Origin of the sequence: Streptomyces sp. IBSBF 3136, from assembly GCF_036815105.1 — a bacterium.
Taxonomy (GTDB): Bacteria; Actinomycetota; Actinomycetes; order Streptomycetales; family Streptomycetaceae; genus Streptomyces.
In genome coordinates, this window is record NZ_JAJSZC010000001.1 from 60,606 (window position 1) to 86,102 (window position 25,497).

Genomic DNA, 25,497 nt, shown 5'->3' on the forward strand with positions numbered 1-25,497 from the left:
GGTCGGTCAGCGGGGGCCCTGGACGGGCAGCTCGCACCAGATGGTCTTGCCGTTCTGACCATGGCGGCAACCCCAGCGCTCAGTCAGTTGGGCGACGAGGAACAGGCCACGCCCGCCCTCGTCCGTGGTGCGGGCGCGCCGCAGGCGGGGCTGGGTGCCGCTGGAGTCGGTGACCTCGCAGACCAGCGTGCCGTGGTGGATCAGCCGCAGCTCGGTCGGCGGACGCCCGTAGCGGATCGCGTTGGTGACGAGTTCACTGACGATGAGTTGCGTGGGGAAGAGGAGGTCGTCCAGCCCCCACGCGGTGAGTTGGCGGGTCGCCCATTCCCGGGCCTCGGAGACGGCAGCCGGATCGGCCGGTATCCGCCGGTGGGCGGTGTCCTCACCCGATATGGCGCGGGTGCGTGCCAGCAGCAGGGTCGCATCGTCGCACGGTGCTTCGTCCACCAGCTCGGTGAGGAGCGCCTGGCCGGTCTCCTCCAGCGGTCGGTCCGGTCGGCAGGACGCGGCGAGCGCATCCGTCAGCCGCCGGAGCCCGTCCTCGGTGTCGTCCGCACCTCGGTCGACCAGGCCGTCCGTGTAGAGCGCGAGGACGCTGCCCGGTTCCAGCTCGATGGTCGTGGTCTCGTACGGCATGCCGCAGACGGCGAGTGGTGGCCCCGGGATGATGCCGACGGCTTCGGCGGTCCCGTCGGGCCGGACGCACACCGGCGGCGGGTGACCGGCACTGGCCATGGCACAGCGTCGGGTGACCGGGTCGTAGACCGCGTACAGACAGGTGGCGCCCACGATGCCGTGGTCGCCAGGCGGCGCTTCCGCCGCGAGGCGCTGGACCAGGTCGGCGGTTCGTGTGAGCAGTTCGTCCGGTTCCAGTTCGAGATCCGCGAGGGTCTGGATGGCCGCGCGCAGACGGCCCATGGTGATGCTCGCGGGTATGCCGTGACCGGCCACGTCTCCGGCGACGAGGGCCAGCCGGAGGGAGGGCAGTGCGATGGCGTCGTACCAGTCCCCGCGGGTGCCCGCTCCCCCGCCTGCGGGCAGGTAGACGCCGGCGGTCTCGGCGGCCGGGGTGTCGGTCGTGGCCGGAGGAAGCAGGCTCTGTTGCAGGACCACGGCCGCTCTGTGCTCGCGCGTGTAGCGGCGGGCGTTGTCGATGGCGAGCGCTCCCCGCGAAGCGATCTGCCGCATGAGGTCCACCTCGTCCCCGGTGAACGGTGCGGACGAGCCGGTGCGCCAGACCACGATCGCGCCGAGGGTGAGGCCACGGGCGTACAGCGGTGACACCATCACCGCATGGGCCTCGCGCGGGAGGAGCTGCTCGACCTGCTGCGGGTCGCCGATCAGGGCGATGATGTCGTCCGGGCCGTAGACGACTGTCTCGCCGTGCTGGAAGCGGCGCAGGAGGGGGTGGTCGGACAGCGGTGGCACGAGGTTGCCGCGCTGGATTCCGGCCGGCCATGCTGCCGTGGCCGGCGCCAGGGCCGCATTGCGCAGATGTGGATCTCCTCCACCCAGCCGCTCGACGGGTTCGTCACCGTTGAAGACGGCCTGTGCGAGGTCGACTGCGGCGAGATCGCCGAAGGCGGGTACGAGGACGTCCGTGAGGTCCTGCGCGGTCCGCACGACGTCCAGGGAACCGCCCACGCGCTCGGCGACCTCGCGGGCCAGATCCAGCTGGCGGCGGACGCGCAGTTGGTCGGTGTCGTCTATGTAAAGGGCTGCGACCCCCGTGGGGCGGCCTCGCGCGTCCTCCAGGCGGAAGGTGGACAGCGACAGCTCGTGCCGCGGCGCCGGATGGTCCCGCCAGCGCACTCGCTGATGCCGGTTGATCACCGGGACGCCCGTTTCGAGCACCTGCCGCAGTACGGCCTCGATGCTCTCGGCGTCCTCGGCGCACAGCACGTCGCACAGCCGTGTGCCGGGCTGTACAGGGCGCCCGTCGGGAGTGTCCGGCATGGCGTTCGTCTGCATGGTCGTGAGATCGGTGTCGTGCAGAGCGATCGTGATCCCGCTCTGTGCGGACAGCGCGCGCAGGAGCGCGTCGCTGTGCTGGTGGTCGGCGAGGTGAGGAATGGGGGCCGCGAGCACGAGGTAGTCCGCCGAGCCGTTCACCCGTGTGATCCGGAACGTGACGTCGATCGGGTTGCCGCAGCGGTGCCGCAGTCGTACCCGGCCTGTCGCCGGCCACTGCGTGGCACCGCGCGGGCCGTGCGGGAGGTCGGCCACCAGCTCCCGCACCGGGCGGCCATGGACCTCCTCGGCGCGGAACCCGGTCAGGTCCTCTGCTGTGCCGGTCCACCCCACCACCGCGCCTCGGTCGTCGAGCACGGCGGCGGCCAGGCTGTCGAAGGCGTACGGCCTGCCGCCGGGAGCGGCACCGGAGACGGTCATCGCTCCTTCGGAGCTGTCCGCCGGTTCGGCGTTCTTGATATTCCGTATGTTCATGTCTTTTGCTTCCATGACGAGGGCCCGCGAGAACGGATTTCCGTTGTGGCGGTTGTCGGCAGTCGGTGTCTCAGCGGGCGCCGGCTGTGGACGGCAGGTCTTGTTCGGCCCAGACGACCTTGCCGTGTGCTGCGGAGCGGGAGCCCCACCTGCGCGACAGCCGAGCGACGAGATTGAGGCCGCGGCCGTGCTCGTCGAGCGTGCGCGGATGACTGGGGCGTGGCAGGCCGGTATGGGTGTCGGAGACCTCACATGTCAGCACCCGGTGCTGGATGAGCCGCAGCCGGCTCGGACCGTTGCCGTGGCGGATGGCATTGGTCACCAGTTCGCTGACGATCGACTCCACGGGCGTCACCAGCGGCTCAAGACCCCACTGCCTGAGCTGACGGACGGCCAGGTGCCGGGCCGTGCGGACGGTGAGGTGGTCGTTCTGCAGGTCCCAGGAGGCGACCTGCGCGGGTTGCAGTGCTCGCGTCCGTGCCAGGAGCAACGTGACGTCGTCGGCAGATACCCGAGCGGGCAAGGTCTCCATCGCCCGTGAGCACAGGTCTTCCAGGGGTGCACCCGGCTGCGTCAGAGCGGCGCCCAGGCGCCGCAGGCCGACGTCGATGTCCTCGTCGCGGGACTCGACCAGGCCGTCGGAGTAGAGGGCGAGGACGCTCCCCTCGGGCAGGTCCAGCTCCACGGACTCGAAGGGGACCAGGCCGAGGCCCATGCCGAGCGGGGCAGCGGCGGGCAGGTCCGGGATGGTGACCCTGCCCCGCGGGTCGACGATCAGGGGCGGTGGATGCCCGGCCCGCGCCATCGTGCACCGTCGGGTGACCGGGTCGTAGACGGCGTAAATACAGGTGGCACCCACCACGGCGGCCCCCGGGTCGGAAACGTCGGCGTCCTCGTCGTTCAGTCGCCGGACCGTGTCGTCGAGGTGCGCCAGCAGTTCGTCCGGCGGCAGGTCGAGGTCCGCGAGGGTGCGCACGGCGGTGCGCAGCCTGCCCATGGTCGCTGCCGCGTTGATGCCGTGTCCCACCACGTCGCCGACGACGAGGGCCACCCGGGCGCCGGACAGCTCGATCACGTCGAACCAGTCGCCCCCCACACCGTGGTCCATGTCGGCCGGCACATAGCGAGAGGCGACGTCGACGGCGGCACCACCCCGTACCTGGTGAGGAAGGAGGTCCCGCTGCAGTGCGAGGGCGGCGGTGCGCTCGCGCGCGTACTGGAGCGCGTTGTCCAGGCAGAGCGCGGCGCGCGTGACCAGTTCCTCGGCCAGCAGCAGGTCGTCCTCCTGGAACGGCGCCTGTTCGACGGAGCGGCCGAACAGCGCCAGTCCCAGCACGCAGCGCCGTGCACGGATGGGTACGACCATCAAGGAGTGGACGCCGCTGTCGCGTACCTTCTGCGCCCGCACCGGGTCGTGGTCGACCCAGGGGCCGGAACAGGTGTTCAGCACCGGCTCCAGGTACGACCGGCCCGAGCGCATGGCGGCGGAGAAAGGCGAGTCAGGGTGGGCGTGGACCACTTCTTCGCGCACCCACGGCGACTCCAGGACACCCAGGTCGACGGAGGCCAGACCGGCACGGCGCAGCAGCTGAGGGCGGCCACTCGTCGTGCCGGTCCGTGCCGGAGGCTCGACACCGAACGGAACCGACTCCACGAGGTCGACGAGAACGTGGTCGGCCAGTAGGGGCACGGCGAGCTCGGCCAGTTCCTGGCTCGTCCGCATCACGTCGAGGGTGCTCCCGATGTGCGTGCTGGCCTCGCTGAGGATGGCGAGACGCTCGCGCGCCCGACGGTTCCCGGTGACGTCCACGGTCATGGAGCACACGCCCAGCGGCGCGCCGTCCGCGCCCTGGAGGCAGAAGAACGAGGCCGAGAACGCGTGCTCACGGGGCCGGTCCGCGGGCGGCCACGCACGGTATTCGTGCACGGTCGTCGTGCCGCTCTCCAGTACCTGCCGCATCACCACCTTGAGGGCTTCGGCCTCGACGGCGGGAAGCGAGTCCTTCAGACCGCGCCCGAAGCGTCGATGACGGGGAACGCCGTCGTGACGCTCCATGGCGTCGTTCACCCACACACAGCGCAACTGGGGGTCATAGACGACGATGCCGATCGGCGCACGGGCGAGAAGCGACTCCCGTACCGGTCCCCTGGTCATGCCCGAGGACAGAGAGCCTATGTCCGTCACGCTCACCAGCCACCGGACCCCGGCGTCCCGTCCCCGCAGCAGCGAGACCCGCAGCGTCATGCTGAGAGTGCGACCGTCGCGGTGGAGTATCGCCGCGGTCCCTGACCATCCACCCCGCGCACGGCACCGCTCGGCGAACGCCGACGCCCTCCGGGCGTCCTGGGAAGGCGGCAGCACGTGAGCCGCGGAACGGCCCACAACCTCACCGGCCGAGTAACCGACGAGTTGCTGAGCGGCGTGCGTCCAACCGACCACGGTGCCCTGGGCATCGAGCATCGCTATGGCGGCGTCCGGCATCTCACGGGGGCCGGCCGGCTCGGCGAGGAGGGTCGGGGGGGTAAGGGTCATCGCGGTCCATCCCATAGGTGCGGAGGTGAGCGGGCGTCGGCACTCGGCGCGACGGCCCTGTGTGCGGCCGGGGCGAACGGCGATGTCCGGTGAGCGGCACACAGTGCGGCGCATGCCGCAAATGAGCAATTTGCCCATTTCTGATGAAATCATCAGCCTTGGCGATCCGGCCGTCAAGCCCCTCCGGACATCGACCGGCCGCCCGTGCCGCCCGATCTCGACAGTTCCATACGTTGTATGTTAAAACTGTCCAGACAGTTCCATACGACGTATGGAACCTCGGCAAGGGCGCATCAGGCGCCACGCATCGGCCGCCGGGCCGCCGGCGTAGATGGCGCCGACCGGAAAGGAACGATCATGAAGCAGCTCACGAAGCGCATCGCTGCCGCTGTCTCCTCCCTAGCGATCACCGGCGGCGCCGTCCTCGGTGCCGGGGGCACCGCTTCGGCCGCGACCTCCCCGTCCGCGCACGTCCAGCACCCACCCGTCGGTACGCACGCCGCCGCCTACCGCTGGGACCACGGCTTCGGCCACCTGCTGGACCAGGGCTGCTCCTGGGACCGGACGCGAGGATGGCACCACGAGGACCGCGTCGGCGACTCGGCCCGGTACGACCGCGACGGTCGGTTCTACGACGGGGACGACGGGAGGCACTCCTGGAAGTCCGACGGCTCGTACGGGCACGGCTGGAACCACGTCCAGGAGGATGGCCGGGCCATGGCACGCCACGACGGGGATCACGGCGACCGGTGAGGCGAGTCTCGCTGAATGCCGCGGGGGCAGGCCGTTCTCCTGCCTCGAATTCGGCCGGCGGTAGGGAGCACGCCCGCCGGCCGAGGATCACCGGTCCCGGACCGCCGGTGGGTGAGGGCCTCCCGTTCTCGGACCTGCCCGCGATGCCACCACCCGTCACGCGCCGCCCGGCTCGCGCTGCCCAGCCGCTGCGGCACCACGCATCGCCACCGGTGCCGCAGCACCGCCACTGATCAGCCTCCCCTTCAGCCGCCTCTTCGCCGCCTGCCGGCTCGGGGTGCGGCCGAGGCGTGCCCAGGAGGGAACCCGATGAAGCCCTTGAAGACCGTGGAGCGGCGGGCGGCCCTGCAACTGGTCGTCTCGTGCGACTACTCACTGCCCGTGTGCGTCCGCCTGCGTCACGAGCCCGACGATCCCTACGTCGTCCGTGCCGCCTTCTTCCTCGACGGTGACGAGCCGGTCGAATGGATCCTGGGGCGGGACGTTCTGGCCGACGGCCTGAAGGGCTTCGCCGGCTCCGCGGACGTCCGGACCTGGCCGGCCCCCGAACCCGACATCCCTGCCATGTACATCGCCCTCGGGTCTTCCGCAGGGACCGCCTTGCTCGAAGCTCCCGTGCGGGACATCAAGTCCTTACTGGACGACACGGAGGCGCTCGTGCCACGTGGCACGGAGGAAAGGAAACGAAGGGGTGACGCAGCGAGAAGGGTGAGCGGCCCATCAGCGCTTCGCCGCCCCCTGCTCCGGTTCACTCAGTGGCCGGCGCCCCGGCTTTCACGTTCGGTGGCGAGCCGGCTCTCCAGGCCGGCGATGAGTGTGTCCATCACCAGGCGGAACCTGCGGTCCTGGACAGGCCCCGAGGGGGCCGCGTCCGTGGGCCCCTCCTCACCGGCAGCAAGACCGGGGGCCATGAGGCTCGCCCACTGGTGAAGCGAGCCGTTGAGCTCGGCCGTGAGAACACCGACGACGACGGCGACCGTGAGAGCAGCGACCTCCGCAATCTCCGACTCCGGCACCCCCGCGGCGGCCACGACGGCGGTGAGCGCCGCCCAGAACGGGTCGTCGGGCTGGATGAAGTCCGGCTGGTGGCTGAAGGAGTAGGCCATCAGCTTGGGGTGGCGGTGCGCCAGCGTCCGGAAATCCGTCGCCAGAAGGCGGATGCGATCCTGCCAGGGGGCGTCCTCAAGTGTCACGGTGCGGAACTGGGCTCCGACCGTCCTCGTCACGCCGCGCAGCACGGCTTCCTTGTTCGGCACGTGGTGGTACAGCGACATCGGGTTCGCATCGAGCACAGTGGCGAGTTTGCGCATGGTGAGCGCCTCGACCCCGTCCTCGTCGATCAGCCGCAGGGCGGCGGCGTAGATCCCGGCCTCGGTCAGAGGCACGTCCCTCTTCCTCGTTCCCCGCGGGGGACGTCTCACCTTTTTTTCCATACCTAGTACGGTACCAGCGCCCATACGGCGTACGGAAAATGACCCCAATCCCGGCGCCCCTCCCGTCGACCGGGGTTACATCGCATTTCATACGGCGTACGGTACCTATTCAACTACCTGGAGAAGCAGGTACGCGGCCGCTACGGCGGCACGCCCGACGGCGTCTACGAGCTGGTGCAGCTCGCCGCAGGCGGACGCCTCGACCTGGCCCCCTCCATCACCGACCACATCCCGCTCGTCGACGCGGCCGACGCGGTCAGCCGTCTGGAGAACAAGACCGGCGACCCCATCCGCCTCATTCTCGTCCCCTGAGGCCGTCAGCGGGACACCAAGCCACCTCGGGCAGGGGTGAGTGGGCGCCGGTGCGTGAGGGAGCACCGGCGCCCACGGTTTTCCGGCACCCCATGAAGAAGAGGAACCATGCGAAGGACTGACGCCCCCGGCCGCACTCCGCAGCGCAGAGACGCCCACTCCACTCGCGGACGCATCCTCGCTACCGACGGTGGCCGCAGACACTCACCGCCGCACCCGGGGCATTCCGAGGCCGATCCAGGAGATGATCTCGCGCTGGATCTCGTTGTTGCCGCCGCCGAAGGTGAAGATCACCGCCGAGCGGTAGCCGCGCTCCAGTTCGCCATGCAGGACCGCTCCCGCCGAGCCCTCCTTCAGCGGGCCCGCGGCGGCGGTGATCTCCATGAGCCAGGCGTAGGCGTCGCGGCGGGCCTCGGAGCCGTAGACCTTGACGGCGGAGGCGTCCTGCGGGGTGAGCGTGCCCTCCTGGACCGCCGAGACCATCTGCCAGTTGAGGAGCTTCATGGCGTCGAGCCGGGTGTGGGTCCGGGCCAGCAGGCGGCGCACCCAGGGCAGGTCGGCCACCCGCCGGCCGTCGGCCAGCTTGGTCTCCATCGCCCAGCGCTGCACGTCGTGCAGGGCGCGGACGGCCATGGTGCCGTGGGCGGCCAGGGTGACGCGTTCGTGGTTGAGCTGGTTGGTGATCAGCCGCCAGCCCCGGTTCTCCTCGCCGACCCGCCGGGACACGGGGACCCTGATGTCCTCGTAGTAGCTGGCGGTGGTGTCGTGCGAGGCCAGGGTGTTGATGACGGTGCAGGAGTAGCCCGGGTCCGAGGTCGGGACCAGGAGCATGGTGATGCCCTGGTGCGGCGGTGCCGCGGGGTCGGTGCGCACGGCGAGCCACACCCAGTCCGCGGTGTCGCCGTTGGTGGTCCAGATCTTCTGGCCGTTGACGACGTACTCGTCGCCCTCCCGTACTGCGCGTGTCTTCAGGGACGCGAGGTCGGTACCGGCCTCGGGCTCGCTGTAGCCGATCGCGAAGTCGATCTCGCCGGACAGCACCCGGGGCAGGAAGTACGCCTTCTGCTCCTCGGTGCCGTACCGCATGATCGTCGGACCGACCGTGTTCAGCGCCATCAGGGGCAGCGGCACACCGGCCTGGGCGGCCTCGTCGAAGAAGATGAACTGCTCCATGGCCGTCATGCCGCGCCCGCCGTACTCCTCGGGCCAGCCGACACCGAGCCAGCCGTCGGCGCCGAGGCGGCGGATGGTCTCGCGGTAGAACCGCTTCTGCCCGGCGCGGTCGGCGTAGCGCGCGTAGGCGTGCTCGGGTACCAGCTCGGCGAAGTAGGCACGCAGCTCGCTGCGCAGTCGCTGCTGCTCGGGCGTGTGGTCGAGGTGCACGGCGCCTCCAGGGTCCCCAAGGGCGGTCCTGACGGCGCACACCGTAGAACGTGTTGCAGAAATAGGGAATGGCGAGCCGGGGATCGGAACCGGTGGATCGGTTCCGCTGAGCGGTTTCTCGCACCCGGGATCGGCTCGCCCGGTCAGACGGTCAGCCGGTCAGCCGGTCAGCCGAGGGTCACCATGAAGTCCGAGCACGCGTCCGCGCAGGCCCGGCAGGCGTCGGCGGCCGACTCGGCGCCGGACTGCCCGTCGAAGGCGTGCGCGCAGTCGACGGAGACCGAGCGGCACCACTCCAGCTGGACTCTGATCCCTTCCTCGTCCTGCCGGTTCTGTTCGGACAGCATCCGGCAGGTGGCGTCGCACACCTCGGCGCACATGATGCCCATGCGGCGTACGCGCTCCTGCTGCTCGGTGCCGTCCGGGTCCAGGAGGCTCGCGCGCACCGCACAGGCCCTGGCGCACTCGGTGCAGGCCTGGGCGCAGGTGAAGCGGTCCTCCAGGAACCTGTAGAGCTGCTGCGGTGAAGTCGACGGTGTCACACCGGGCGGGTAGCCGGACGGCGGCACCGCAAACGCGTACGGGCGGGGCACTGGAGGCGAGCGCCGACCGGTACCGGACCGGGGCCCGGCGGGTGACCTCCGGTCACGCAAGGTGTCCGGTTCGTCCCGGTCTGGGCGGGGTACTCCTGAGCTATGAGTACCGCACAGACGCAGCTGGCCGCGGCGAGCGGTCTGATGAGCCTCGTCCTCTTCCTGATAGCGGTGTTGCTCCTGGCCATGCTCGCCGGTGGCTTCTGGATGAACTCCCGCGTCAAGTACCGCGAGTCCCCCCGCCCACGCCCCGATGAGCAGCCGCACCTGCCACCGGACGGTGCGGTGCGCGAGCTACAGGAGAACAGGGAACCCGACGAGGTTCCGCAGGTGCCCAAGGGCGGCCGCGCCCTCACCCCGTACGAGCTGACCAACATGCACACCAGAACGAGCGAGAACAAGGAACGCCCGCGCTGGAGCAAGGGGTCGAGCGGCTCGTTCGGCGGTGGCGGACTCGGCGCCCACTGAACGGCATCACCGTCCGGCCCACGCCACCGACCACACCGAACCGCGCCCGCACCGGCCCCCTCTCGCCCCCTAGGAGTTTTCCCTGGCGGCGTCGAGACGGCCGACGCGGGCCACGTTGCGCAGGTCCTCCGGGTCCTGGCTCGGCTCGGCCGTGAACCAGGAGTCGAGGATCTCCGTGAGCACCGGCGCCGAGGTGAGCCGCAGGCTGAGCGCCAGCACGTTGGCGTCGTTCCAGCGGCGGGCCCCCTCGGCCGTGGCGGCGTCGGTGCACAGGGCCGCCCGGACGCCCCGGACCTTGTTCGCGGCGATGGACGCGCCGGTACCCGTCCAGCAGCACACGACGGCCTGGTCGGCCGCGCCCTCGGCGACCTCTCGGGCCGCCGCCTCCGAGCAGACCGCCCACTGCGGGTCGGCACCCGGCCGCAACGCGCCGTGCGCGCGCACCTCGTGGCCGCGTCGACGCAGCTCCTCGACGAGGAGACGGGCGACGGGTTCGTCCATGTCGGAGGAGACGGAGATCCGCATGTCCCGAGCCTAGCCGCCACCGGGACGGCGCGAAGCGGCCCCGGAGGGGGCTGGTGCCGCCGCCGGAGCCGTGGGGGCCGCGAAGGCCGGGCCGGTCAGGGGCGCGCTGCTGCGCCGGCGGCACGCCGCCGGACTCCCTCGGGGCGGTGCCGGGGGGTGCTCGTTCGTGCGGGGTCCGGGTTCCCGGCGCGCGCGGGTGACGCACCCGCCGCGCGGTCGCCCGGGCCGGGCCGCGGGTGTGCGGCGGACTCGGCGCGGCGCGCGGTCAGCGTGCGGTGCAGATCTTCCAGCGCGTCCAGGAGCACCGAGCGGTGGTACCAGCCGAGCCAGGCCCCCGTCTCGGCGGCCAGCGCGTCCAGGGCCCGGGTCTGCGCGGCGGTCGGCCGGTGCCCGGCGTCCGGCCAGTGCAGGGTGATCACGCCCGCGCAGGAACCGGCGGCGGAGACGACGGGCAGGGTCACCAGGGCACGGACGCCGGCGGCCAGCAGGGCGCGCCGGCCGTCGTCGCCGAGCCGCGGGTCCCCGGCCACGTCGGGCACGCTCACCCGGCGTCCGGTGCTCCGCACGGCCCCGTCGGCCGTGTCGGAGGCGCGGCCTCGCAGCAGATGGTCCAGGAGCCCGTCGTCGCAGCCGTGGTGGCTCTCCGGCATCAGGGCGTTCACCGCGGGGTCGGCGAGCCTTACGTACCCGCCGGGGGCCCGTCCGGCGGCCAGTGCCTCGCGCAGCGCGGCGTCGATCATCAGCCGGCGGCAGCGCGGGTCGCGGTCGCCGCGGCCGAGGACGCGCAGCGCGGGCACCGGCAGCGGCCGGCGTCCGGGGAACCACTGAGTCCCGTCCGGCGGCCGGGCCGCCACGACGGCGGACACCAGGACCCGCAGCGGCACGTTGAACCGCTGGGAGGCCGCCCGCAGCTCACGGAAGGCGGTGCCGGAGTCGGGCAGCCCGTAGCGGGCCATGAGCATGCCCTGGGCCATGCCGATCACCGGCGCGGTGCGCACCCGGGCGCGCAGGGCCCGGACCTCCTTGTGCAGGTCCTCGTACGAGGGCCGCACCGGGTCGGTGATCTGGGAGCGCCAGACGGGCAGGTCCTCGACCGGGGTCTCGGCGCGGGTCAGTTCGCCGAGCGCCTCGTCGAGGGTGGAGAAGAGGCGTACGCCGTCGAGCCGGGCGAGATGCACCGCCTCGCGGACGCCGGGGCGGGCCCGGACGACGATCAGGTCCGGGCGTCCGGTGCGGGCCCGGGTGGTCTCCCTGAGCGTGCGCAGTACGGCGGCGCCGCCCAGTTGTACATGGCCCATGTCGAGGACCGGGCGCAGTCCCGCCCGGTCGGCGTGTTCCAGGTGACCGGCGAGTTCGTCCGACCACGCCTCGGCCCCCAGCGGGTCGAGGCTGCCGGACATGCGCAGCAGCAGGGCGCCTTCGGCGGGCAGGCCCTCGGCCTCGACGACGGACGACTCGATGACGAGGGGGGCCGGAGCGGCCTGGCGGCCGGAAGAGCATCTCATCGCACCACCACAGGAGGATGTCGCACGGAACCGGTTCGGCCTCTTCCCGACCGTCGCACCACCTTGCACGCTCCGTGGCCGACTCTCAACTCGACGTGACCGCGCGGCGGTCGGGGTGCTCAGCCGACGGACCGGGTGACCGTGCGGGGGTCCGAGTGCTCAGCCGACGTCCCGGAGCGCGGTGCTGTCGCGCAGCCGGGAGGCCGCGTGGTGGGCGGTGAGGTCCTCGGCGTAGCTGAGCCGCCGGCCCTGCCGCAGCAGGTCGCAGGCGAGCGGTTCCTCCTGACCAGGACGACGGTGGTACGGCCGTCCGGGTGACCGCGGCTCATCGCGTGGCTCCCGGTGCCGCCCGGCGGTCCAGCAGGCGGGCGGCGTGTTCGACGTGCGGGGGCAGGGTACGGCGCCGGGCCAGGGCCGCGGGCAGGCGTACGAGGGTCTCGCGCAGGGCGCGGCGGGCGCCGGGGCGGCCGGTGGCGGCGGCCAGGACCAGCTCGGCGGCCGCGCGCAGGGCGACGGGCCAGGGGCGGCGCAGGCAGGCCGTGAGCACGTGGTTGCGCCGGACCAGGCCGGCGCGGCCGGTGCGGCCCTGTGCCCCGGGCTGGTGGCGGGCGCTGAGGGCGGGTTCGTAGGCCAGGCCCCAGCCGCGGGAAGCGAGGTCGTAGGCGAGCAGGGTCTCCTCGCCACCGAAGAAGAGCAGCGGGTGGTAGCCGCCGGCGCCCAGGAAGGCCTCGCGGCGCACCACGGAGGCGCAGGCGAGGAAGCCGAGGACCGGGCGGCCGGGCAGGTCGGGCTCGCGGGGCAGCGGCGAGGCGGCGAGCACGGCGTTCAGCGGGTCGTCGGCGGCCTCCTCGCCGACGAGGGTGCGGGCGGCGAGCAGGCCGAGCCGTGGATACCGGTCGAGGAGGTCGGCGGCCCGGCGCAGGGAGCCCGGGGTCCACCAGGAGTCGTCGTCGCTGAAGGCGACGTAGGGGGTGCGGGCGTGCCGGACGGCGAGGTTGCGGCCGAGGGCGCCGGTGTTGGTGCCGGGGCGCAGCAGCCGGGTGACCGCGGGGTGGTCCTGGACGGCCCGGCGGGTGGTGTCGGTGCTGGAGTTGTCGACGACGATGACGGGCGGCCGCTCGGGCAGCGCGGCCAGTGCGTCGAGGGTGCGCAGCAGGCTGGCGCAGCGGTCGCGGGTGATGACGACGACCGTGATCCGGGGGTCGGGTCCGATGGTGGGCGCACGGGCGGTACGCGGCGCCCGGTCAGTGGACATGCGCCGCCTCGGGGGCGGTGCGCGAGGGCCGGGTGCGCGGCCGGCGCAGCTGGGTCAGGCAGGCGGCCGCGACCTCCCCGGTGCCGAGGCGCAGCAGCCGGGCGTCGGGGGTGCGCCCGTGCGGGTCGCCGGGCGGGCCCGGTTTCCACAGGGCCAGGTGTTCGGGGAGGGGTGGCGGTCCCCACAGCCGGGGCGAGACCGGTCCGAAGAGGGTGACCGAGGGGGTGCCGTGGGCCACCGCGAGGTGGGCGAGTCCGGTGTCCCCGCTGAGCACCAGGGACGCCCCGGCCACCAGGGCCGACAGCTCCCCGTACGGCAGGCCGCCGGTGAGCGCGTCGGAGGCGGGCTGCCCGGCGCGTTCGGCGACGGAGCGCACCAGGGCCTCCTCGCCGGGGCCGCCCGTGAGCACCACCCGGTGCCCGGTCGCGCGCAGGCACCGGACGACCGCGGCGAACCGCTCGCCCGGCCAGCGGCGGGCGCCCGAGGCCGCCCCCGGGTGCACCACGACGGCGCCCGGTGCCGGGGACCGCGTGGTGGGCCGCGGGATGCGCAGGTCGAGGGGGTCGGCCGGGATGCCGTAGGCGTGCAGGAAACGGCACCAGCGGTCCCGTTCGTGGGCGTGGGCCGGCCAGGGCGGGCCGTCCGGGAGGGCGTGGGCGAGCAGTCGGCGCGGGTGCAGGGCGGCCAGTGCGTCGCGGCTCTCGGGGCCGTTGCCGTGCAGGTCGATCGCCACGTCGGGCGGCGGCCCCGGCCAGTGGGTGAGGGAGGGCACCGCCCGGCCGGGCGCCTCGGCCGGCAAGACGGCGTCGACCGCCCCGGTGGACCGGGCGGCCTCGGCCAGTCCCGGCGGCAGCGCGAGGTGGATCCGGTGGCCGGGGAAGGCGCGGCGGACACCGCGCAGGGCCGGCACGCCGGCCAGCAGGTCGCCGAGGCCGAGCGCGCGCAGCACCAGCACGCGCGGGGGGTGCCGGGCGGGGGTCACCGGGCCGGTCCCTCGGCGGGTGCGGGTGCCAGGGCGGCGCGGCGGGCCAGGCCGGTGGTGGAGCGGCCGTCCAGGTAGGGCAGCAGCAGGACCTGTCCGCCCCAGCTCTCCACGAGCGGCTGTTCGGGCAGGCGGGTGCGGGCGTAGTCGCCGCCCTTGGCCCAGATGTGCGGGCGCAGTTCGCCGAGGAGGCGTTCGGGGGTGTCCTCGTCGAAGACGGCGACCGCGTCGACGCACTCCAGGGCGCGCAGGACCCGTACCCGGTCGGCGACCGGGACGAGGGGGCGGCCGCCGCCCTTGCGCCGGCGCACCGAGGCGTCGGAGTTGACGCAGACGACGAGGCAGTCACCGGCCCGGCGGGCGGCTTGCAGCAAGGCGACGTGGCCGGCGTGCAGCAGGTCGAAGCAGCCGCCGGCGGCGACGACGGTGCCGCCCGCCGCCCGTACCCGGGCGGCCGTGCGGCGGGCGTCGGCGGTCGGGTCCCGGTCGCCGGCCGGGTCCGGGTCGGTGGCCGGTTCGGAGTGCGGTTCGGGTGCGGTGGCCGCGCGGGCGCCGCCCTCGGCCACGTACCGGGTGGCGGCGTGCACGGCGCCCTGCACGGCGTCTTCCGTGAAGGCTCCGTCGGCGAGGAGCGCGGCGGCGGCAGCGGCGAACCGGTCGCCGGCTCCGCAGGGGTCGCCGGCCACGCCGGCCGGTGTCGGCACCAGCAGCGGTGTCTCGCCGTGCGAGAGCAGCGCGCCGCGGTCGCCGAGGGTGACCGCGACGGCGTGCGCCCGCCAGGCCCGCACGAGGGCCCGGGCGTCCCGGGCGGCCGTGCGCAGTCCGCCGTCGTCACCGGGCCCGCCGTCGTCACCGGGCCCGCCGTCCTGGCCGGCCCGCCGGGCCAGGAGGCGGGCCTCCTGCGCCGAGGGCGTGCAGAGCCGTACGCCGGGGACCGGCGGACCGCCGCGCACGTGCGGGTCCCACACCACGGGTGCGCGCGCGGCCGCCTGCGCCAGTGCCTCGCCGAGGACGTCGGCGGTGCCGCGGCCGTAGTCGGCGACGAGCACGGCGTCCGCCCCGGCGACCGCCGTCCGGGCCCGCGGGGTGGCCTCGCGGGCGCGTCCGTCGCCGTCGTCGAGCCGCAGCAGCGGCCGGTCCCCCGCGAGGACGCGGGTCTTGCAGCTCAGCTCCCCGTCCAGGGACAGCTCGATCAGGTCGACGCGGCCGGCCAGCAGTGCGCGCAGGGCGCCGCTGGCCTCGTCGTCGCCGAGGGCGGTGACGAGGGTGACCGGACGGCCGTCGGCGGCGGCCAGGCAGGCGGCGAGGGCCGCGCCGCCGGGGCGCGAACTGCGCCGGGTGCCGTGCACCACCGGCACGGGCGCGTCGGGGGCCAGCCGGTCGGCCCGGCCGCACAGGTCGTGGTCGAGCAGGGCGTCGCCGACGACGAGCAGGGGGGTGCGGGAGGCGGTCATGCGGCTCCTTCCCCGTGGGCGTCCGGGTCGCCGGCCGGGGCCCGGCCGGCGCGGGCCCGCCCGACGAGGCGTCCCATCACACCGCCGCGGCCGTCCGCCCGGCCGTTCGTCCCGGTCCGGGCGTCCTCGGCACGTCCGTCGGCCTCGCCGCGCTCGACCGCCTCGTCGAAGGCCTCGCAGAGCATGTGCACGGCGACCAGGTGCAGTTCCTGGACGGTGGCCGCCACCGGGGCGTCCACGCACAGGGCCTCGTCGGCGGCGAGGTGCAGCGGGTTGGGGGCCCGGCCGGTCATCGCCCAGACCGTCATGCCGAGGCCGTGCGCGCGGTCGGCCGCGGCCAGCAGGTTGGCGCTGGCGCCGCTGGTGGACAGCAGCATCAGCACGTCGCCCGGGCGGCCGTGGGCGGCGGTCTGGCGGGCGAACACCTCCTGCACGCCGTAGTCGTTGGCGATCGCGGTGGTGGAGGAGGTGTCGGCGTGCAGGGCGAGCGCGGAGAACGGCGCCCGGTCGTCCCGGTAGCGGCCCACGAGTTCGGCGGTGAGGTGCTGCGCCTGGGCGGCGCTGCCGCCGTTCCCGGCGACGAGCAGCCGGGCGCCGGAGCCCAGCCGGCGGGCCAGCCCGGTGCCCCAGCGCTCGATGAGGGAGCCGCAGTCGCGGAACGTCTCCAGTGCCTTCATCAGGTCGTCGCAGTGCGCGGTGTCGGTGGCGGGCTTCATCGGACGACTCCCGAGAACGAGGGGATCGTGGACACGGCGCCGTACGCTCCGGCCACGCCGTCGGCCACGCGGTCCCAGGTGTAGTGGGCCAGCACGCGGTCCCTTCCCGCGGCCCCGTAGGCGGCGAGCCGGTCGGGGTCGTCGAGCAGCGCCCGGATGACGCCGCTGAGGTCGTGGTCGTCGTCGGCCGGGACCCGCACGCCGGTGACGCCGTCCACGACGGTGTCGAGCTGGCCGCCGACGGCGGTGGCGACGACCGGGGTGGCGCAGGCCATGGCCTCCAGCGGGACGATCCCGAAGGGTTCGTAGCGGGGCAGGGACAGGACCAGGTCGGCGCTGGACATCAGGCGGGGCATACGGTCCCTCCCGACCCCGCCCAGCAGGGTCACGCGGTCCGCGACGCCGTACTCCCCCGCGAGGGTGAGGAGGCGTCCGGCCTCCGGTTCGGTGCCGAGCAGGTCGGCCTCCGGGCCGCCCGCGATGAGGAGTTCGGCGTCCGGCACGCCGGCGAGGGCGCGGATCGCGCGGTCGAAGCCCTTGCGGGGCACGAGCCGGCCGACGGCCAGCAGCCGCCGCCGGAGGCCGGGTATCGTGCGGGGACGGCCGACCGGGCTGAACTGGTCCGGGTCGACCCCGCAGGGGACGACCGTCACGCGGTCCTCGGGCAGGCCCATGGCCCGCAGTTCGGCCACCTCGTCGGAGCAGGTGGCGATGATCCCGGCGCACTCGTGGCCGACGGCCTCCTCGATCGCGACGCGCTCGGGCGGGCTGGTGTCGTCGGTGCCCTGGTAGCGCTTCTTGACGGTGCCGAGGGCGTGGTAGGTCTGCACGACTGGGATGCCGAGGCCCCGGGTGCCGGTGAGGGCCGCGAGGCCGGACATCCAGAAGTGGGAGTGCACCACGTCGGGCGGGTCCGCGGACCACTGCCGGCCGAGGAAGGAGCCGAACTCGGCCATGTGCGGCAGGAGTTCGTCCTTGGGGACGGGGGCGGGCGGCCCGGCGGGCACGTGCACCACTTGTACTCCGTCGATGAGGGTCACCCGGTCGGGCAGGCCCGGGGAGTCGCGCCGGGTGTACACCGTGACGCGGTACCCCTTCCTGGCGAGTTGGCGGGCGACCTGTGCCACGTACACGTTCTGGCCGCCCGCGTCCGGTCCGCCGAGCGCGGCCAGGGGGCTGGCGTGCTCGGAGACCATGGCGACGCGCCCGGCCGTGGGCAGAATGCGGCTCATCGGGTGACCTCCTTGATCAGGCGCTCCCAGTCGTCCAGGAAGCGCCGCTCTCCGTAGCGGGCCTGGGCCGCGGCCCGGGCCGCCGCTCCGGTCCGGCGCGCGTGCTGTGCGTCGGCGAGGAACGTCCGTACGGCGTCCTCCAGGACGTCGAGGCGGTTGGAGACCACCCCGGCGCCCTCGGGCACCGCCTCGCGGACCTCGGTGGTGTCCAGGGCGACCACGGGCATGCCCAGGAACATGGCCTCCAGCAGGGAGAGGCCGAGGGAGGTCCAGCGGACGGGGTGCAGGTAGAGCCGGCAGCGGGCCATCGCGCGGTGGAGTTCGTGCTGGGGCAGGTCCCGGGCGCGGCAGCGCTCGGGGGGCAGGTTCAGGTGTCCGGCGAGTCCCTCGGTGCGCATGCCGAAGACGTCGAGGGGCGCAGACCGGGCGAACCGGGGCAGCAGGTCGGTTCCGGTGGTACGGCCCCTGCGCACGGGTTCGTTGACGACGACGGCGGCCCGCCGCTCGGTGCCGGTCCACAGCGGGCCGGGATCGATGATGCCGTGCTCGACGACCTCGGTCGGGGCGCTGCCGTTGTCCCACATCAGCCGGTTGAAGTGGGTGACGTGGACGACGGGGACGCGGGTCTGCCCGGCGAGCGGGTGCCGTTGCCGTTCCGGGGACTCGTCGGGGCTGTTGTGCTCGACGTACACGGCGGGCACGTCCACGCCGGGCCGGCGGCCGGTCCAGCGCCGGGCGAGCTCGGGTTCGTGCGGGCGCTGGAGCACCATCAGGTCGATGTCGCAGTCGCGCAGTTCCGCGGGCGTCCGCTCCAGCACCGTGCCGGGCCAGTCCCAGGTCCGCGCGCGGCCGAGGCCGTCGGGTCCGCGGTCCTCGGTGACCGGGACGAGGTAGGTGTGCGGGCCCTGCACGAAGGCGGTGAGCCAGGATCCGTGCACGTGCCAGACGAGGATGTTCATGAGTGCCGCTCCTGCGTGAGCTTGTGCACCGCGCGCACCACGTCCTGTCCGGTGACCTCGTCCAGGCAGGGGTGGCCGGGCACCGGGCAGACCAGGGCCCTGGTGTCCGCGCACGGCGCCGACTGGTCGCCGAGGAGGATGGTGGGGACGCCGTACGGTGCCCAGCGGTCGGCCGGGACCACCGGCGCGAACAGCGACACCACGGGGGTGCCGACGGCGGCGGCGAGGTGGGCCGGTCCGGTGTTGGCGCTGACCACGACGTCGGCCATGCGCAGCACGCCGGCCAGGGTGCGCGGGCCGGTCCGGCCGCCCAGGTCCACGGCGACGTCCCCGCTCACCCGGCGGGTGAGCGCGGTCTCGCCCGGGCCGCCGGTGACGACGACGCGGTGCCCGGCGTCGGCGAGCAGCGCGACGGCCTCCTCGCAGCGGTGGGGGCTCCAGGCGCGGGCCGGGGCGGTGGCGCCGGGGTGCAGCACGACGTAGGGGCCGTGGCCGGTCATGTCGCTGGTGTCCGGGGGCGGGAGCACGCGCAGCCGGCCGTCGTCGCCGTCGGGTGGCGTGAAGCCCATGGCGGCCGCGGTGTCGAGGGCGGCCTCGGCCTCGTGCCGGCCCTCGCGGCGCCGGTGGCGCACGTCCAGCAGCCGGCCGGGGTGGTCGACGCTCTCTGCGCCGATCCGCTCGATGCCCGCGAGCCGCAGCAGCAGCGCGGTCGGCAGCGGGCTCTGATGGAAGGAGGTGAGGATCAGGGCGGTGTCGAAGGCGGCCGCGCGCAGGCGGTACAGCAGCCGGTCGATGCCGGCCGCATCGACGGCGGGCGGGTCGAAGCCCTCCCAGGGTGCCTCCCACTCCAGCACGTCGTCGACGCCGGGCAGCAGCCGGGCGACGTCGGCCCCCCGCGGTCCGCACAGCATGGACACGCGCGAGCAGTGCGCGGCGACCGCCCGCACGGCGGGCCCGGCCAGCAGCACATCGCCGAAGCTGTCGAGCCGAACGACCAGGGCCTTCACGACGACCTCCTCCGGTCCGCGCCGAACGACGCACGCGACGCCCCCCGCCCCCACGCCCGACGCCCCGCGTCGACGCCGGCCGCCGCCCGGGCCACCGCCTCGGAACCGGTCGCCGCGGGGCGGACCGGTGGCACCGCAAGTGCGTTGCCGACCCCGCCGGCATCGGCCGCCACCGCCTCGGGGCCAAGCGCCGCGGGCCGGACCGGCGGCGCCACGGGCGCGCCTTCGGCCGGGGGCGGGTGGAGGCCGGTCCCGGACCGGCGGGCCGATGTCGTCGGCATGGGTGGACGCCAGATCGAGCCTGCGCCGTCGGCGTCGGCCGCTGGGGCCGCCGTCCCCGCTTCGGTCAGGGCCTCGCGTACCGCCGTCAGGAGGTCGGGGGCGCTGTCGGTGGCGAAGCGGTGGACCTCTTCGGGTGCGGTGGCCGCGTTCGGTACGAGTACGCCGCGCGCGCCGGCCGCGCGGGCGGCCAGGACGTCGGCCGCGATGTCGCCGATCACCAGGCACCGCGCGGGTGGGAGGCCGAGCCGGGCGGCCGCCTCGAGGATCAGGCCCGGGCGTGGCTTGCGGCAGGCGCAGCCGGCGTCCGGGGCGTGCGGGCAGAACAGCCAGGCGCCGACTCCGCCGAGCAGCCGGTCCGCCCGTTCGTTGACGGCCCGCACCTGCTCGGTGGTGAGCAGTCCGCGGCCGATGCCCGACTGGTTGCTGACCACGGCGGTGCCCAGGCCGGCCCGGCGGACCAGCCGGACCGCCGCAGCGGCGCCGGGCAGCAGCCGGACGCGGTCGGGGTCGCCGTTGTAGGGCACGTCCGCCACGAGGGTGCCGTCGCGGTCGAACAGCACCGCCGCGACGGGCGGCCGGTCGGTGTTCACCCGGCACCTCCCAGGGGCTCGGCGTTGCGGTGGCGCAGGACTCCGCGCGTCCAGTGCCGGACGGCGAGGGGCGGGATGAGCACGCTGGTGCCGAGCATCCCGGCGATCTCGCGGGCGGTGCGGGGGCCGGGCAGGATGCGCGCCAGGGCGAATTCGGCCGTGCCCAGGGTCCACAGCGCGGCGCAGACGGTGGCGGCGCGGCGGCGGCCCGCCAGGGCGCAGCCGGCGGCGGCGAGGGCCGCGCCGGTCACCGCCAGGTGCCGGGGCAGCCGGCCGCGGGGCGCCTGGGCGCGGCGCCACCAGTCGCGCCCGTGCAGCCGGCTCATCAGGGCGTCGTCGGCGTTGCCGCGCTGGGCGGGCAGCGAGGCCCACCAGTGGGCCGGGCGGACGGGGTGCCGGGTGACACGCGTGCCCCGGCACAGGCTCCAGCCGGCGCGTTCGATGCGCAGGGCGAGGTCGGCGTCCTCGCGGAAGGCGCGCGGGAAGCGTTCGTCGAAGCCGTCGACCAGGGTGAGCGCGGCGGTCCGGTACGCCATGTCGGCGGTGGCCCAGGCCGCGTTCTCCAGGCCCTTGGTGTTGCGTTCCCAGTCGGTGGGCCGACGGTCCGTGGGCAGCGGGACACGCAGCAGTCCCTGGATGCCGCCGACCTCCTCGCCGGCCCCCCGCAGGTCGTCGGCGAGCCGGTGGGACCAGTCGGGGAGCACCTGGACGTCGTCGTCGAGGAAGACGGTCCAGGGCGTCCGGACGGTGCGCCACCCGGCGTTGCGGGCCGCGGCCGGGCCCTTGCCGCCGGTGCGCAGGGTGCGTACCCGGTCGAGCAGCAGTCCGGCGGCCTCCAGGGGCAGGTCGCCCTCGGTGTCGGGCCGGTCGTCGACCACGATCACCTCGTGCGGCGGGTGTCCCTGCGCCCCGGCCAGCGCGCGCAGGCACTCGGCGAGGCAGGGGCGGCCGATCGTCGGGACGACGACGGTGTAGGCGGGCGCGGATGTCATGCGAAGGCCTTTCGTCGCCGGATCGCGAAGGGGCCGAGGACGAGCAGGTCGACGGGGGCGGAGCCGAAGCACTCCAGGGCGTCGCGGGGATCGTCCACCATGGGCCGCCCGGCGGTGTTCAGGCTGGTGTTGACCACCACCGGCAGGCCGGTGCGCCGTTCGAACCCGTCGATCACGCGGGCCACCAGGGGTTCCTCCGCGCGGTCCACGGTCTGGATGCGGGCGGTCCCGTCGACGTGCACGACGGCCGGGATGCGGGCCCGCCAGTCGGCGGCCACGTCGTGCACGAACAGCATGTGGGGGCTGGGCAGCGGGCCGTCGAACATCTCGGCCGCGCGTTCCGCGAGGACCATGGGGGCGACGGGCCGGAACTCCTCGCGGCCCTTGACCGCGTTGAGGCGTTCGACGTTCGCCGCGTGGCCCGGGTGGGCCAGCAGCGAGCGGTGGCCGAGGGCGCGCGGCCCGTACTCGGCGCGGCCCTGGAACCAGGCCACGATGCCGTCGGCCGCCAGTGCCTCGGCGGCGGTCTCGGCGATGTCGGCGGGCTCCTCGTAGGGGACGGCCGCCCGGTCCAGCCACGCGCGCAGCTCGGTGTCGCTCCAGCCGCGGCCCAGGGCGGCGGTCGGCATCGGCTCCAAGGTGTCCTTCTGGCCGGCGACGTGGGCGGCCGCGCCCAGGGCGGTGCCGGCGTCCCCGGCGGCGGGCTGCACCCACACGTGCCGGAAGCCGCTCTCCCGCCACAGCCGGGTGTTGGCGACGCAGTTGAGCGCGACGCCACCGGCCAGGGCCAGGGCGTCCTCGCCGGTGCGTTCGCGCAGCCGGCGGGCGAGGGCGAGCACGGTCTCCTCCAGGCAGAGCTGGGCGCTGGCAGCGAGGTCGGCGTGGTCCGGGCTCCAGTCGCCGCCGGGCGGGCGGGGCGGGACGAGTTCGGCCCAGGGCACCGGGCGGGCCCGGAAGCCATGGGGACCTTCGGTGTCGTCGGCGTGCACGTACGCGCGCAGGCGGTCGGCGAAGCGCGGGGTGCCGTACGACGCGAGGGCCATCACCTTGAACTCGTCGCTGCTGCGCAGGAATCCGAGGTGCTGGGTGAGATCCTCGTAGAACAGGCCGAGGGAGTCGGGCAGTTGCTGGGTGCCGAGGACGGTCAGCTCCCGGTTGGTGTAGCGGCCGGCCAGGTGCGAGCCGCACTCGCCGCGCCCGTCGAGGACGAGGACGGCGCAGTCGGGGTACGGCGACACGGGCCCGGCGGAGGCGGCGTGGGCGACGTGGTGGGCGACGAAGCGGACCTTGGCCGGGTCGAGGCCCGGCAGCGCCTCGGCGAGGAAGCCGGGGGCCCGTCGGGCGTACTCCTGGCGCAGGTGGTCCCACGGGTCGTCGAGGCCCATGGCTTCGGCGGGGCGGGCGAGCGCGGGGTCGTAGGAGTAGGCGACGGCGTCCAGGTCGGAAGGGGTGAGACCGGCCTGCTCCAGGCACCAGCGGGCCGACTGCTCGGGCAGTTCCCAGGCGGAGAAGGGGACGGGCCGCTTGCCGTGCTTACGACGGGAGAAACGTTCTTCCTCCGCCGCCGCCACCACCTTGCCGTCCGTGACCAGGGCCGCCGCGGGGTCGTGGAAGAGGGCGTTGATACCGAGGACGTGCATGCGCTGTCTCCATGGCTGCGGAGGGACGGGGGGTCAGGTCCGGGCGGCCGGCTCCCCCTCCGGCGGCAGGCCGGCGAAGTAGGCGATGGTCTGCTTCAGGCCCTCCTCCCAGGGCACCTGCGGCGACCAGCCGAGCAACTCGCGCGCCAGGCTGGTGTCGGGGCGACGCCGGCCGGGGTCGTCGACGGGCCGGTCGATGAACACGATCGGGGAGGGCGAACCGGTCAGGGCCACCACGCGGCGGGCCAGGTCGGCCATGGTGATCTCGTCGGCGCCGCCGATGTTGACGGGCCGCACGGACCGGCTGGCGGCCACCCGCAGCACCCCGTCGACGGTGTCGTCCGCGTAGCACAGCGAGCGGGTCTGGTTGCCGTCGCCGGTCACGGTGAGCGGCTCGCCGGCGAGTGCCTGGCTGATGAACGTGGGCACGGCGCGCCCGTCGTGCGCGCGCATCCGCGGTCCATAGGTGTTGAACAGGCGGACGATGCCCGCGTCGGTGCCGTGCGTTCCGGCGTGCGCGGTGACGAGCGCCTCGGCGAACCGCTTCGACTCGTCGTACACGCTGCGCGGCCCCACCGGGTTCACATTGCCCCAGTAGCCCTCGTGCTGGGGGTGCACGAGCGGATCTCCGTACACCTCGGACGTGGAGGCGAGCAGGAACCGGGCCCCGTCACGCTCCGCGATCGCCAGAGCGTTGCGGGTGCCGAGGCTGCCCGCGTCCAGGGTCTCCAGCGGCAGGCGCAGGTAGTCGGCGGGCGAGGCGGGGCAGGCGAAGTGCAGGACCAGGTCGTACGGTCCCGGCAGCCGCAGCGGACAGTCCGGGGCGGAGACGTCGCAGTGGACGTAGCGGAAGCCGGTCCTGCCGTCCAGATGCGCGACGTTCTCGCGCCGGCCGCAGACCAGGTTGTCCGCGCAGTCGACTTCGGCACCTGAATCCAGCAACCGCTCGCACAGATGGGAACCCAGGAAGCCGGCGCCGCCGGTCACGAGGGCGCACTGCCAGGGAACCGCAAGGGTCTCACCGGTCATGGCTCTTCCTCCGTCGACGTTCTCGCGGTTCTCGCGGTTCTCGCGGTCTTCGCGGTCTTCGCGGTGCGCGCGGGCTTCGCGGACGTCGGGGTGGTCGTCATCCGCACGTCCGGAAGGCGCTTCCGCGCGGGTGGCGCGGCGCGTACGGGACAGTCCGGCCGACGTCGTCGTCGGCTCGCCGGGGGGCAGGCGCTGACGGGACGACGGCAGGGCCCGGGTCCCCGCCGGTCCGGAGGACCGCCCTGGTCGGCCGCCACTGGCTGGACGGCACTGGCACCGCGCTCCCGCACCAGTCGGCTTCACACGTTGATTCCGATTGTCTTCGCGGCCGGCCACTCCCGCGACTCATACGGCCGCGCGACGGGGTCGGGATCCGTTCCGCACCAGCCCCTGACCTGCACCTTTCCCTACCTCGGCCGGGTTGTCGCCACGCGCCCGGTCCCCCCGGCCCCGGTGCCCGCGGCCGGGGGCGGCGGCGGGGATCGGCGGTCGGGTCGCAAGGCGGGTTCGGAACCTGTCGGCGACTGGCTGTTCCGGGCGCCGCACCGGCCGTTCGGACGGGTGGCGGGTGCGAAATCCGGGACGCGAGGGGCCGGCGCGGGGTCCGGGACGCGGAGATCCTGGGCCACCGATGAGGTGCCGGCAGCCGGGAACCGGCCGGACGGCGGTGGTCCGTCACCCGAAGCGCTGACGGGCGGAGGCGGACCGTGTAGCGCGCCGGGGACGGGGCACTCGGCGCAGCGACCGGCCGGCCGGCGACGGCCGCCGCGCACATGAGGAGGTAACGACATGGGTCACGGCGGGAACGTCATCAATGAACTGACGACCGATCACCGTGAGGTGGAGGAGATCTTCGGCCGCTTCGCGGCGCTGCCGCCCGGTTCCAAGGACCGCAAGCTGCTCGCCGACCAGGCCACGATCGAACTGGTCCGGCACTCGGTGGCGGAGGAGGCCTACCTGTACCCGGCGGTGCGTGAGCACGTGAAGGGCGGGGACGCGCTGGCCGACAAGGAACTCGAGGACCACGCCGGGGCCGAGCAGATCATGAAGGACTTGGAGGGCCTGGACGCGGACGACCCGCAGTTCGACACCCTCATGACCCGCCTGATGAGCGAGATCCGGTCCCATGTGGCGGACGAGGAGCAGAACCTCTTCCCGATGCTCCAGGCGGCCTGCTCGCCGGAGGCTCTGGAGGAGCTCGGCGAGAAGGTGCGCCGGGCGAAGAAGACCGCGCCGACCCGCCCGCACCCCACGGCGCCGGACAAGCCCCCGGCCAACAAGATGCTTGCGCCGGGCGCCGGTCTGGTCGACCGGCTGCGGGACGCGCTGTCCGGGCGGGGCAAGGAAAGCTGAGAACCGTCCCGGGAACCCTGGAACCCGAGGAGCCCCGGCGCCCGCGGAGCACGCGA

The 25,497-nt window shown here is 74.2% G+C and carries 22 protein-coding genes and 1 pseudogene; 5 read left to right on the top strand and 18 right to left on the bottom strand.

Annotated features, from left to right (window positions below):
- Nucleotides 1-6: 6 nt before the first annotated feature.
- Nucleotides 7-2,445, bottom strand: coding sequence for an ATP-binding SpoIIE family protein phosphatase (locus tag V7E45_RS00210; protein ID WP_333771995.1), 2,439 nt, complete (start codon nt 2,443-2,445; stop codon nt 7-9).
- Between the two features lie 70 nt (nt 2,446-2,515).
- Nucleotides 2,516-4,978 (bottom strand): SpoIIE family protein phosphatase, encoded by a 2,463-nt coding sequence (locus V7E45_RS00215; protein ID WP_443055885.1) that lies wholly within the window; start codon nt 4,976-4,978, stop codon nt 2,516-2,518.
- Nucleotides 4,979-5,335: 357 nt separating this feature from the next.
- On the opposite strand from V7E45_RS00215, the gene V7E45_RS00220 reads away from it, so the two are divergent.
- Together V7E45_RS00220 and V7E45_RS00225 are read left to right on the top strand one after the other, a co-directional pair.
- A complete protein-coding gene (locus tag V7E45_RS00220) occupies nt 5,336-5,731 on the top strand; it encodes a hypothetical protein (protein WP_333771997.1) in 396 nt (131 codons plus the stop codon).
- 309 nt (nt 5,732-6,040) lie between these two features.
- Nucleotides 6,041-6,394: pseudogene (locus V7E45_RS00225) on the top strand (SsgA family sporulation/cell division regulator); the annotation flags it as partial.
- Nucleotides 6,395-6,483: 89 nt separating this feature from the next.
- Here the strand turns inward: V7E45_RS00225 and V7E45_RS00230 are convergent.
- On the bottom strand, nt 6,484-7,116 hold the full coding sequence (locus V7E45_RS00230) for a TetR/AcrR family transcriptional regulator (RefSeq protein ID WP_333771998.1): 633 nt from the start codon (nt 7,114-7,116) through the stop codon (nt 6,484-6,486).
- 222 nt (nt 7,117-7,338) lie between these two features.
- Here V7E45_RS00230 and V7E45_RS00235 point away from each other — a divergent pair, with 222 nt between their 5' ends.
- Nucleotides 7,339-7,476, top strand: coding sequence for a hypothetical protein (locus tag V7E45_RS00235; protein WP_333771999.1), 138 nt, complete (start codon nt 7,339-7,341; stop codon nt 7,474-7,476).
- A 204-nt stretch (nt 7,477-7,680) separates the two neighbouring features.
- Here V7E45_RS00235 and V7E45_RS00240 read toward each other — a convergent pair whose 3' ends face one another.
- Nucleotides 7,681-8,859 (bottom strand): acyl-CoA dehydrogenase family protein, encoded by a 1,179-nt coding sequence (locus V7E45_RS00240; protein ID WP_333772000.1) that lies wholly within the window; start codon nt 8,857-8,859, stop codon nt 7,681-7,683.
- Nucleotides 8,860-9,026: 167 nt separating this feature from the next.
- Entirely contained in the window at nt 9,027-9,401 is a 375-nt protein-coding gene (locus tag V7E45_RS00245) for a ferredoxin (protein ID WP_333772001.1), read from the bottom strand.
- A gap of 153 nt (nt 9,402-9,554) precedes the next feature.
- Between V7E45_RS00245 and V7E45_RS00250 the strand changes: the two genes are divergently transcribed.
- Entirely contained in the window at nt 9,555-9,920 is a 366-nt protein-coding gene (locus tag V7E45_RS00250) for a DUF6479 family protein (RefSeq protein WP_333772002.1), read from the top strand.
- Between the two features lie 69 nt (nt 9,921-9,989).
- Here the strand turns inward: V7E45_RS00250 and V7E45_RS00255 are convergent, their stop codons facing one another.
- From V7E45_RS00255 to V7E45_RS00315, 13 genes are all read right to left on the bottom strand, one after another.
- A complete protein-coding gene (locus tag V7E45_RS00255; protein ID WP_333772003.1) occupies nt 9,990-10,445 on the bottom strand; it encodes an RpiB/LacA/LacB family sugar-phosphate isomerase in 456 nt (151 codons plus the stop codon).
- 95 nt (nt 10,446-10,540) lie between these two features.
- Nucleotides 10,541-11,950 carry an ANTAR domain-containing protein gene (locus V7E45_RS00260; protein WP_333772004.1) on the bottom strand — a complete coding sequence of 470 codons (1,410 nt, stop codon included), beginning with the start codon at nt 11,948-11,950 and terminating at the stop codon, nt 10,541-10,543.
- A 325-nt stretch (nt 11,951-12,275) separates the two neighbouring features.
- Nucleotides 12,276-13,205 carry a glycosyltransferase family 2 protein gene (locus V7E45_RS00265; protein ID WP_333772005.1) on the bottom strand — a complete coding sequence of 310 codons (930 nt, stop codon included), beginning with the start codon at nt 13,203-13,205 and terminating at the stop codon, nt 12,276-12,278.
- Nucleotides 13,195-14,187 carry a glycosyltransferase family 9 protein gene (locus V7E45_RS00270; protein WP_333772006.1) on the bottom strand — a complete coding sequence of 331 codons (993 nt, stop codon included), beginning with the start codon at nt 14,185-14,187 and terminating at the stop codon, nt 13,195-13,197. Before V7E45_RS00270 ends, V7E45_RS00265 begins: the two co-directional genes overlap by 11 nt.
- Nucleotides 14,184-15,641 (bottom strand): PfkB family carbohydrate kinase, encoded by a 1,458-nt coding sequence (locus tag V7E45_RS00275; protein ID WP_333772007.1) that lies wholly within the window; start codon nt 15,639-15,641, stop codon nt 14,184-14,186. The genes V7E45_RS00270 and V7E45_RS00275 overlap by 4 nt, the downstream gene beginning before the upstream one ends.
- A complete protein-coding gene (locus V7E45_RS00280; protein WP_333772008.1) occupies nt 15,638-16,357 on the bottom strand; it encodes a D-sedoheptulose-7-phosphate isomerase in 720 nt (239 codons plus the stop codon). Before V7E45_RS00280 ends, V7E45_RS00275 begins: the two co-directional genes overlap by 4 nt.
- Entirely contained in the window at nt 16,354-17,589 is a 1,236-nt protein-coding gene (locus tag V7E45_RS00285; protein ID WP_333772009.1) for a glycosyltransferase, read from the bottom strand. Before V7E45_RS00285 ends, V7E45_RS00280 begins: the two co-directional genes overlap by 4 nt.
- Nucleotides 17,586-18,548, bottom strand: coding sequence for a glycosyltransferase (locus tag V7E45_RS00290; RefSeq protein WP_333772010.1), 963 nt, complete (start codon nt 18,546-18,548; stop codon nt 17,586-17,588). Before V7E45_RS00290 ends, V7E45_RS00285 begins: the two co-directional genes overlap by 4 nt.
- Nucleotides 18,545-19,555 carry a glycosyltransferase family 9 protein gene (locus V7E45_RS00295; RefSeq protein WP_333772011.1) on the bottom strand — a complete coding sequence of 337 codons (1,011 nt, stop codon included), beginning with the start codon at nt 19,553-19,555 and terminating at the stop codon, nt 18,545-18,547. The genes V7E45_RS00290 and V7E45_RS00295 overlap by 4 nt, the downstream gene beginning before the upstream one ends.
- Nucleotides 19,552-20,427, bottom strand: coding sequence for a D-glycero-alpha-D-manno-heptose-1,7-bisphosphate 7-phosphatase (locus tag V7E45_RS00300; protein WP_333772012.1), 876 nt, complete (start codon nt 20,425-20,427; stop codon nt 19,552-19,554). The genes V7E45_RS00295 and V7E45_RS00300 overlap by 4 nt, the downstream gene beginning before the upstream one ends.
- Nucleotides 20,424-21,419 (bottom strand): glycosyltransferase family 2 protein, encoded by a 996-nt coding sequence (locus V7E45_RS00305; protein ID WP_333772013.1) that lies wholly within the window; start codon nt 21,417-21,419, stop codon nt 20,424-20,426. Before V7E45_RS00305 ends, V7E45_RS00300 begins: the two co-directional genes overlap by 4 nt.
- A complete protein-coding gene (locus V7E45_RS00310) occupies nt 21,416-23,059 on the bottom strand; it encodes a carbamoyltransferase family protein (RefSeq protein WP_333772014.1) in 1,644 nt (547 codons plus the stop codon). Before V7E45_RS00310 ends, V7E45_RS00305 begins: the two co-directional genes overlap by 4 nt.
- A 33-nt stretch (nt 23,060-23,092) precedes the next feature.
- On the bottom strand, nt 23,093-24,088 hold the full coding sequence (locus V7E45_RS00315; RefSeq protein ID WP_333772015.1) for an NAD-dependent epimerase/dehydratase family protein: 996 nt from the start codon (nt 24,086-24,088) through the stop codon (nt 23,093-23,095).
- A 789-nt stretch (nt 24,089-24,877) separates the two neighbouring features.
- Here V7E45_RS00315 and V7E45_RS00320 point away from each other — a divergent pair.
- Nucleotides 24,878-25,441, top strand: coding sequence for a hemerythrin domain-containing protein (locus V7E45_RS00320; RefSeq protein ID WP_333772016.1), 564 nt, complete (start codon nt 24,878-24,880; stop codon nt 25,439-25,441).
- Nucleotides 25,442-25,497: the final 56 nt, after the last annotated feature.

Excerpts from the sequence above, each read along its gene's own strand:
- V7E45_RS00250 (WP_333772002.1), top strand. The coding sequence starts at position 9,555 with ATGAGTACCGCACAGACGCAGCTGGCCGCGGCGAGCGGTCTGATGAGC.
- V7E45_RS00210 (WP_333771995.1), bottom strand. The coding sequence starts at position 2,445 with ATGAACATACGGAATATCAAGAACGCCGAACCGGCGGACAGCTCCGAA.
- V7E45_RS00265 (WP_333772005.1), bottom strand. The coding sequence starts at position 13,205 with ATGTCCACTGACCGGGCGCCGCGTACCGCCCGTGCGCCCACCATCGGA.
- V7E45_RS00255 (WP_333772003.1), bottom strand. The coding sequence starts at position 10,445 with ATGCGGATCTCCGTCTCCTCCGACATGGACGAACCCGTCGCCCGTCTC.
- V7E45_RS00320 (WP_333772016.1), top strand. The coding sequence starts at position 24,878 with ATGGGTCACGGCGGGAACGTCATCAATGAACTGACGACCGATCACCGT.
- V7E45_RS00315 (WP_333772015.1), bottom strand. The coding sequence starts at position 24,088 with ATGACCGGTGAGACCCTTGCGGTTCCCTGGCAGTGCGCCCTCGTGACC.
- V7E45_RS00290 (WP_333772010.1), bottom strand. The coding sequence starts at position 18,548 with ATGAACATCCTCGTCTGGCACGTGCACGGATCCTGGCTCACCGCCTTC.
- V7E45_RS00215 (WP_443055885.1), bottom strand. The coding sequence starts at position 4,978 with ATGACCCTTACCCCCCCGACCCTCCTCGCCGAGCCGGCCGGCCCCCGT.
- V7E45_RS00275 (WP_333772007.1), bottom strand. The coding sequence starts at position 15,641 with ATGACCGCCTCCCGCACCCCCCTGCTCGTCGTCGGCGACGCCCTGCTC.
- V7E45_RS00310 (WP_333772014.1), bottom strand. The coding sequence starts at position 23,059 with ATGCACGTCCTCGGTATCAACGCCCTCTTCCACGACCCCGCGGCGGCC.
- V7E45_RS00220 (WP_333771997.1), top strand. The coding sequence starts at position 5,336 with ATGAAGCAGCTCACGAAGCGCATCGCTGCCGCTGTCTCCTCCCTAGCG.
- V7E45_RS00305 (WP_333772013.1), bottom strand. The coding sequence starts at position 21,419 with ATGACATCCGCGCCCGCCTACACCGTCGTCGTCCCGACGATCGGCCGC.
- V7E45_RS00280 (WP_333772008.1), bottom strand. The coding sequence starts at position 16,357 with ATGAAGCCCGCCACCGACACCGCGCACTGCGACGACCTGATGAAGGCA.
- V7E45_RS00285 (WP_333772009.1), bottom strand. The coding sequence starts at position 17,589 with ATGAGCCGCATTCTGCCCACGGCCGGGCGCGTCGCCATGGTCTCCGAG.
- V7E45_RS00260 (WP_333772004.1), bottom strand. The coding sequence starts at position 11,950 with ATGAGATGCTCTTCCGGCCGCCAGGCCGCTCCGGCCCCCCTCGTCATC.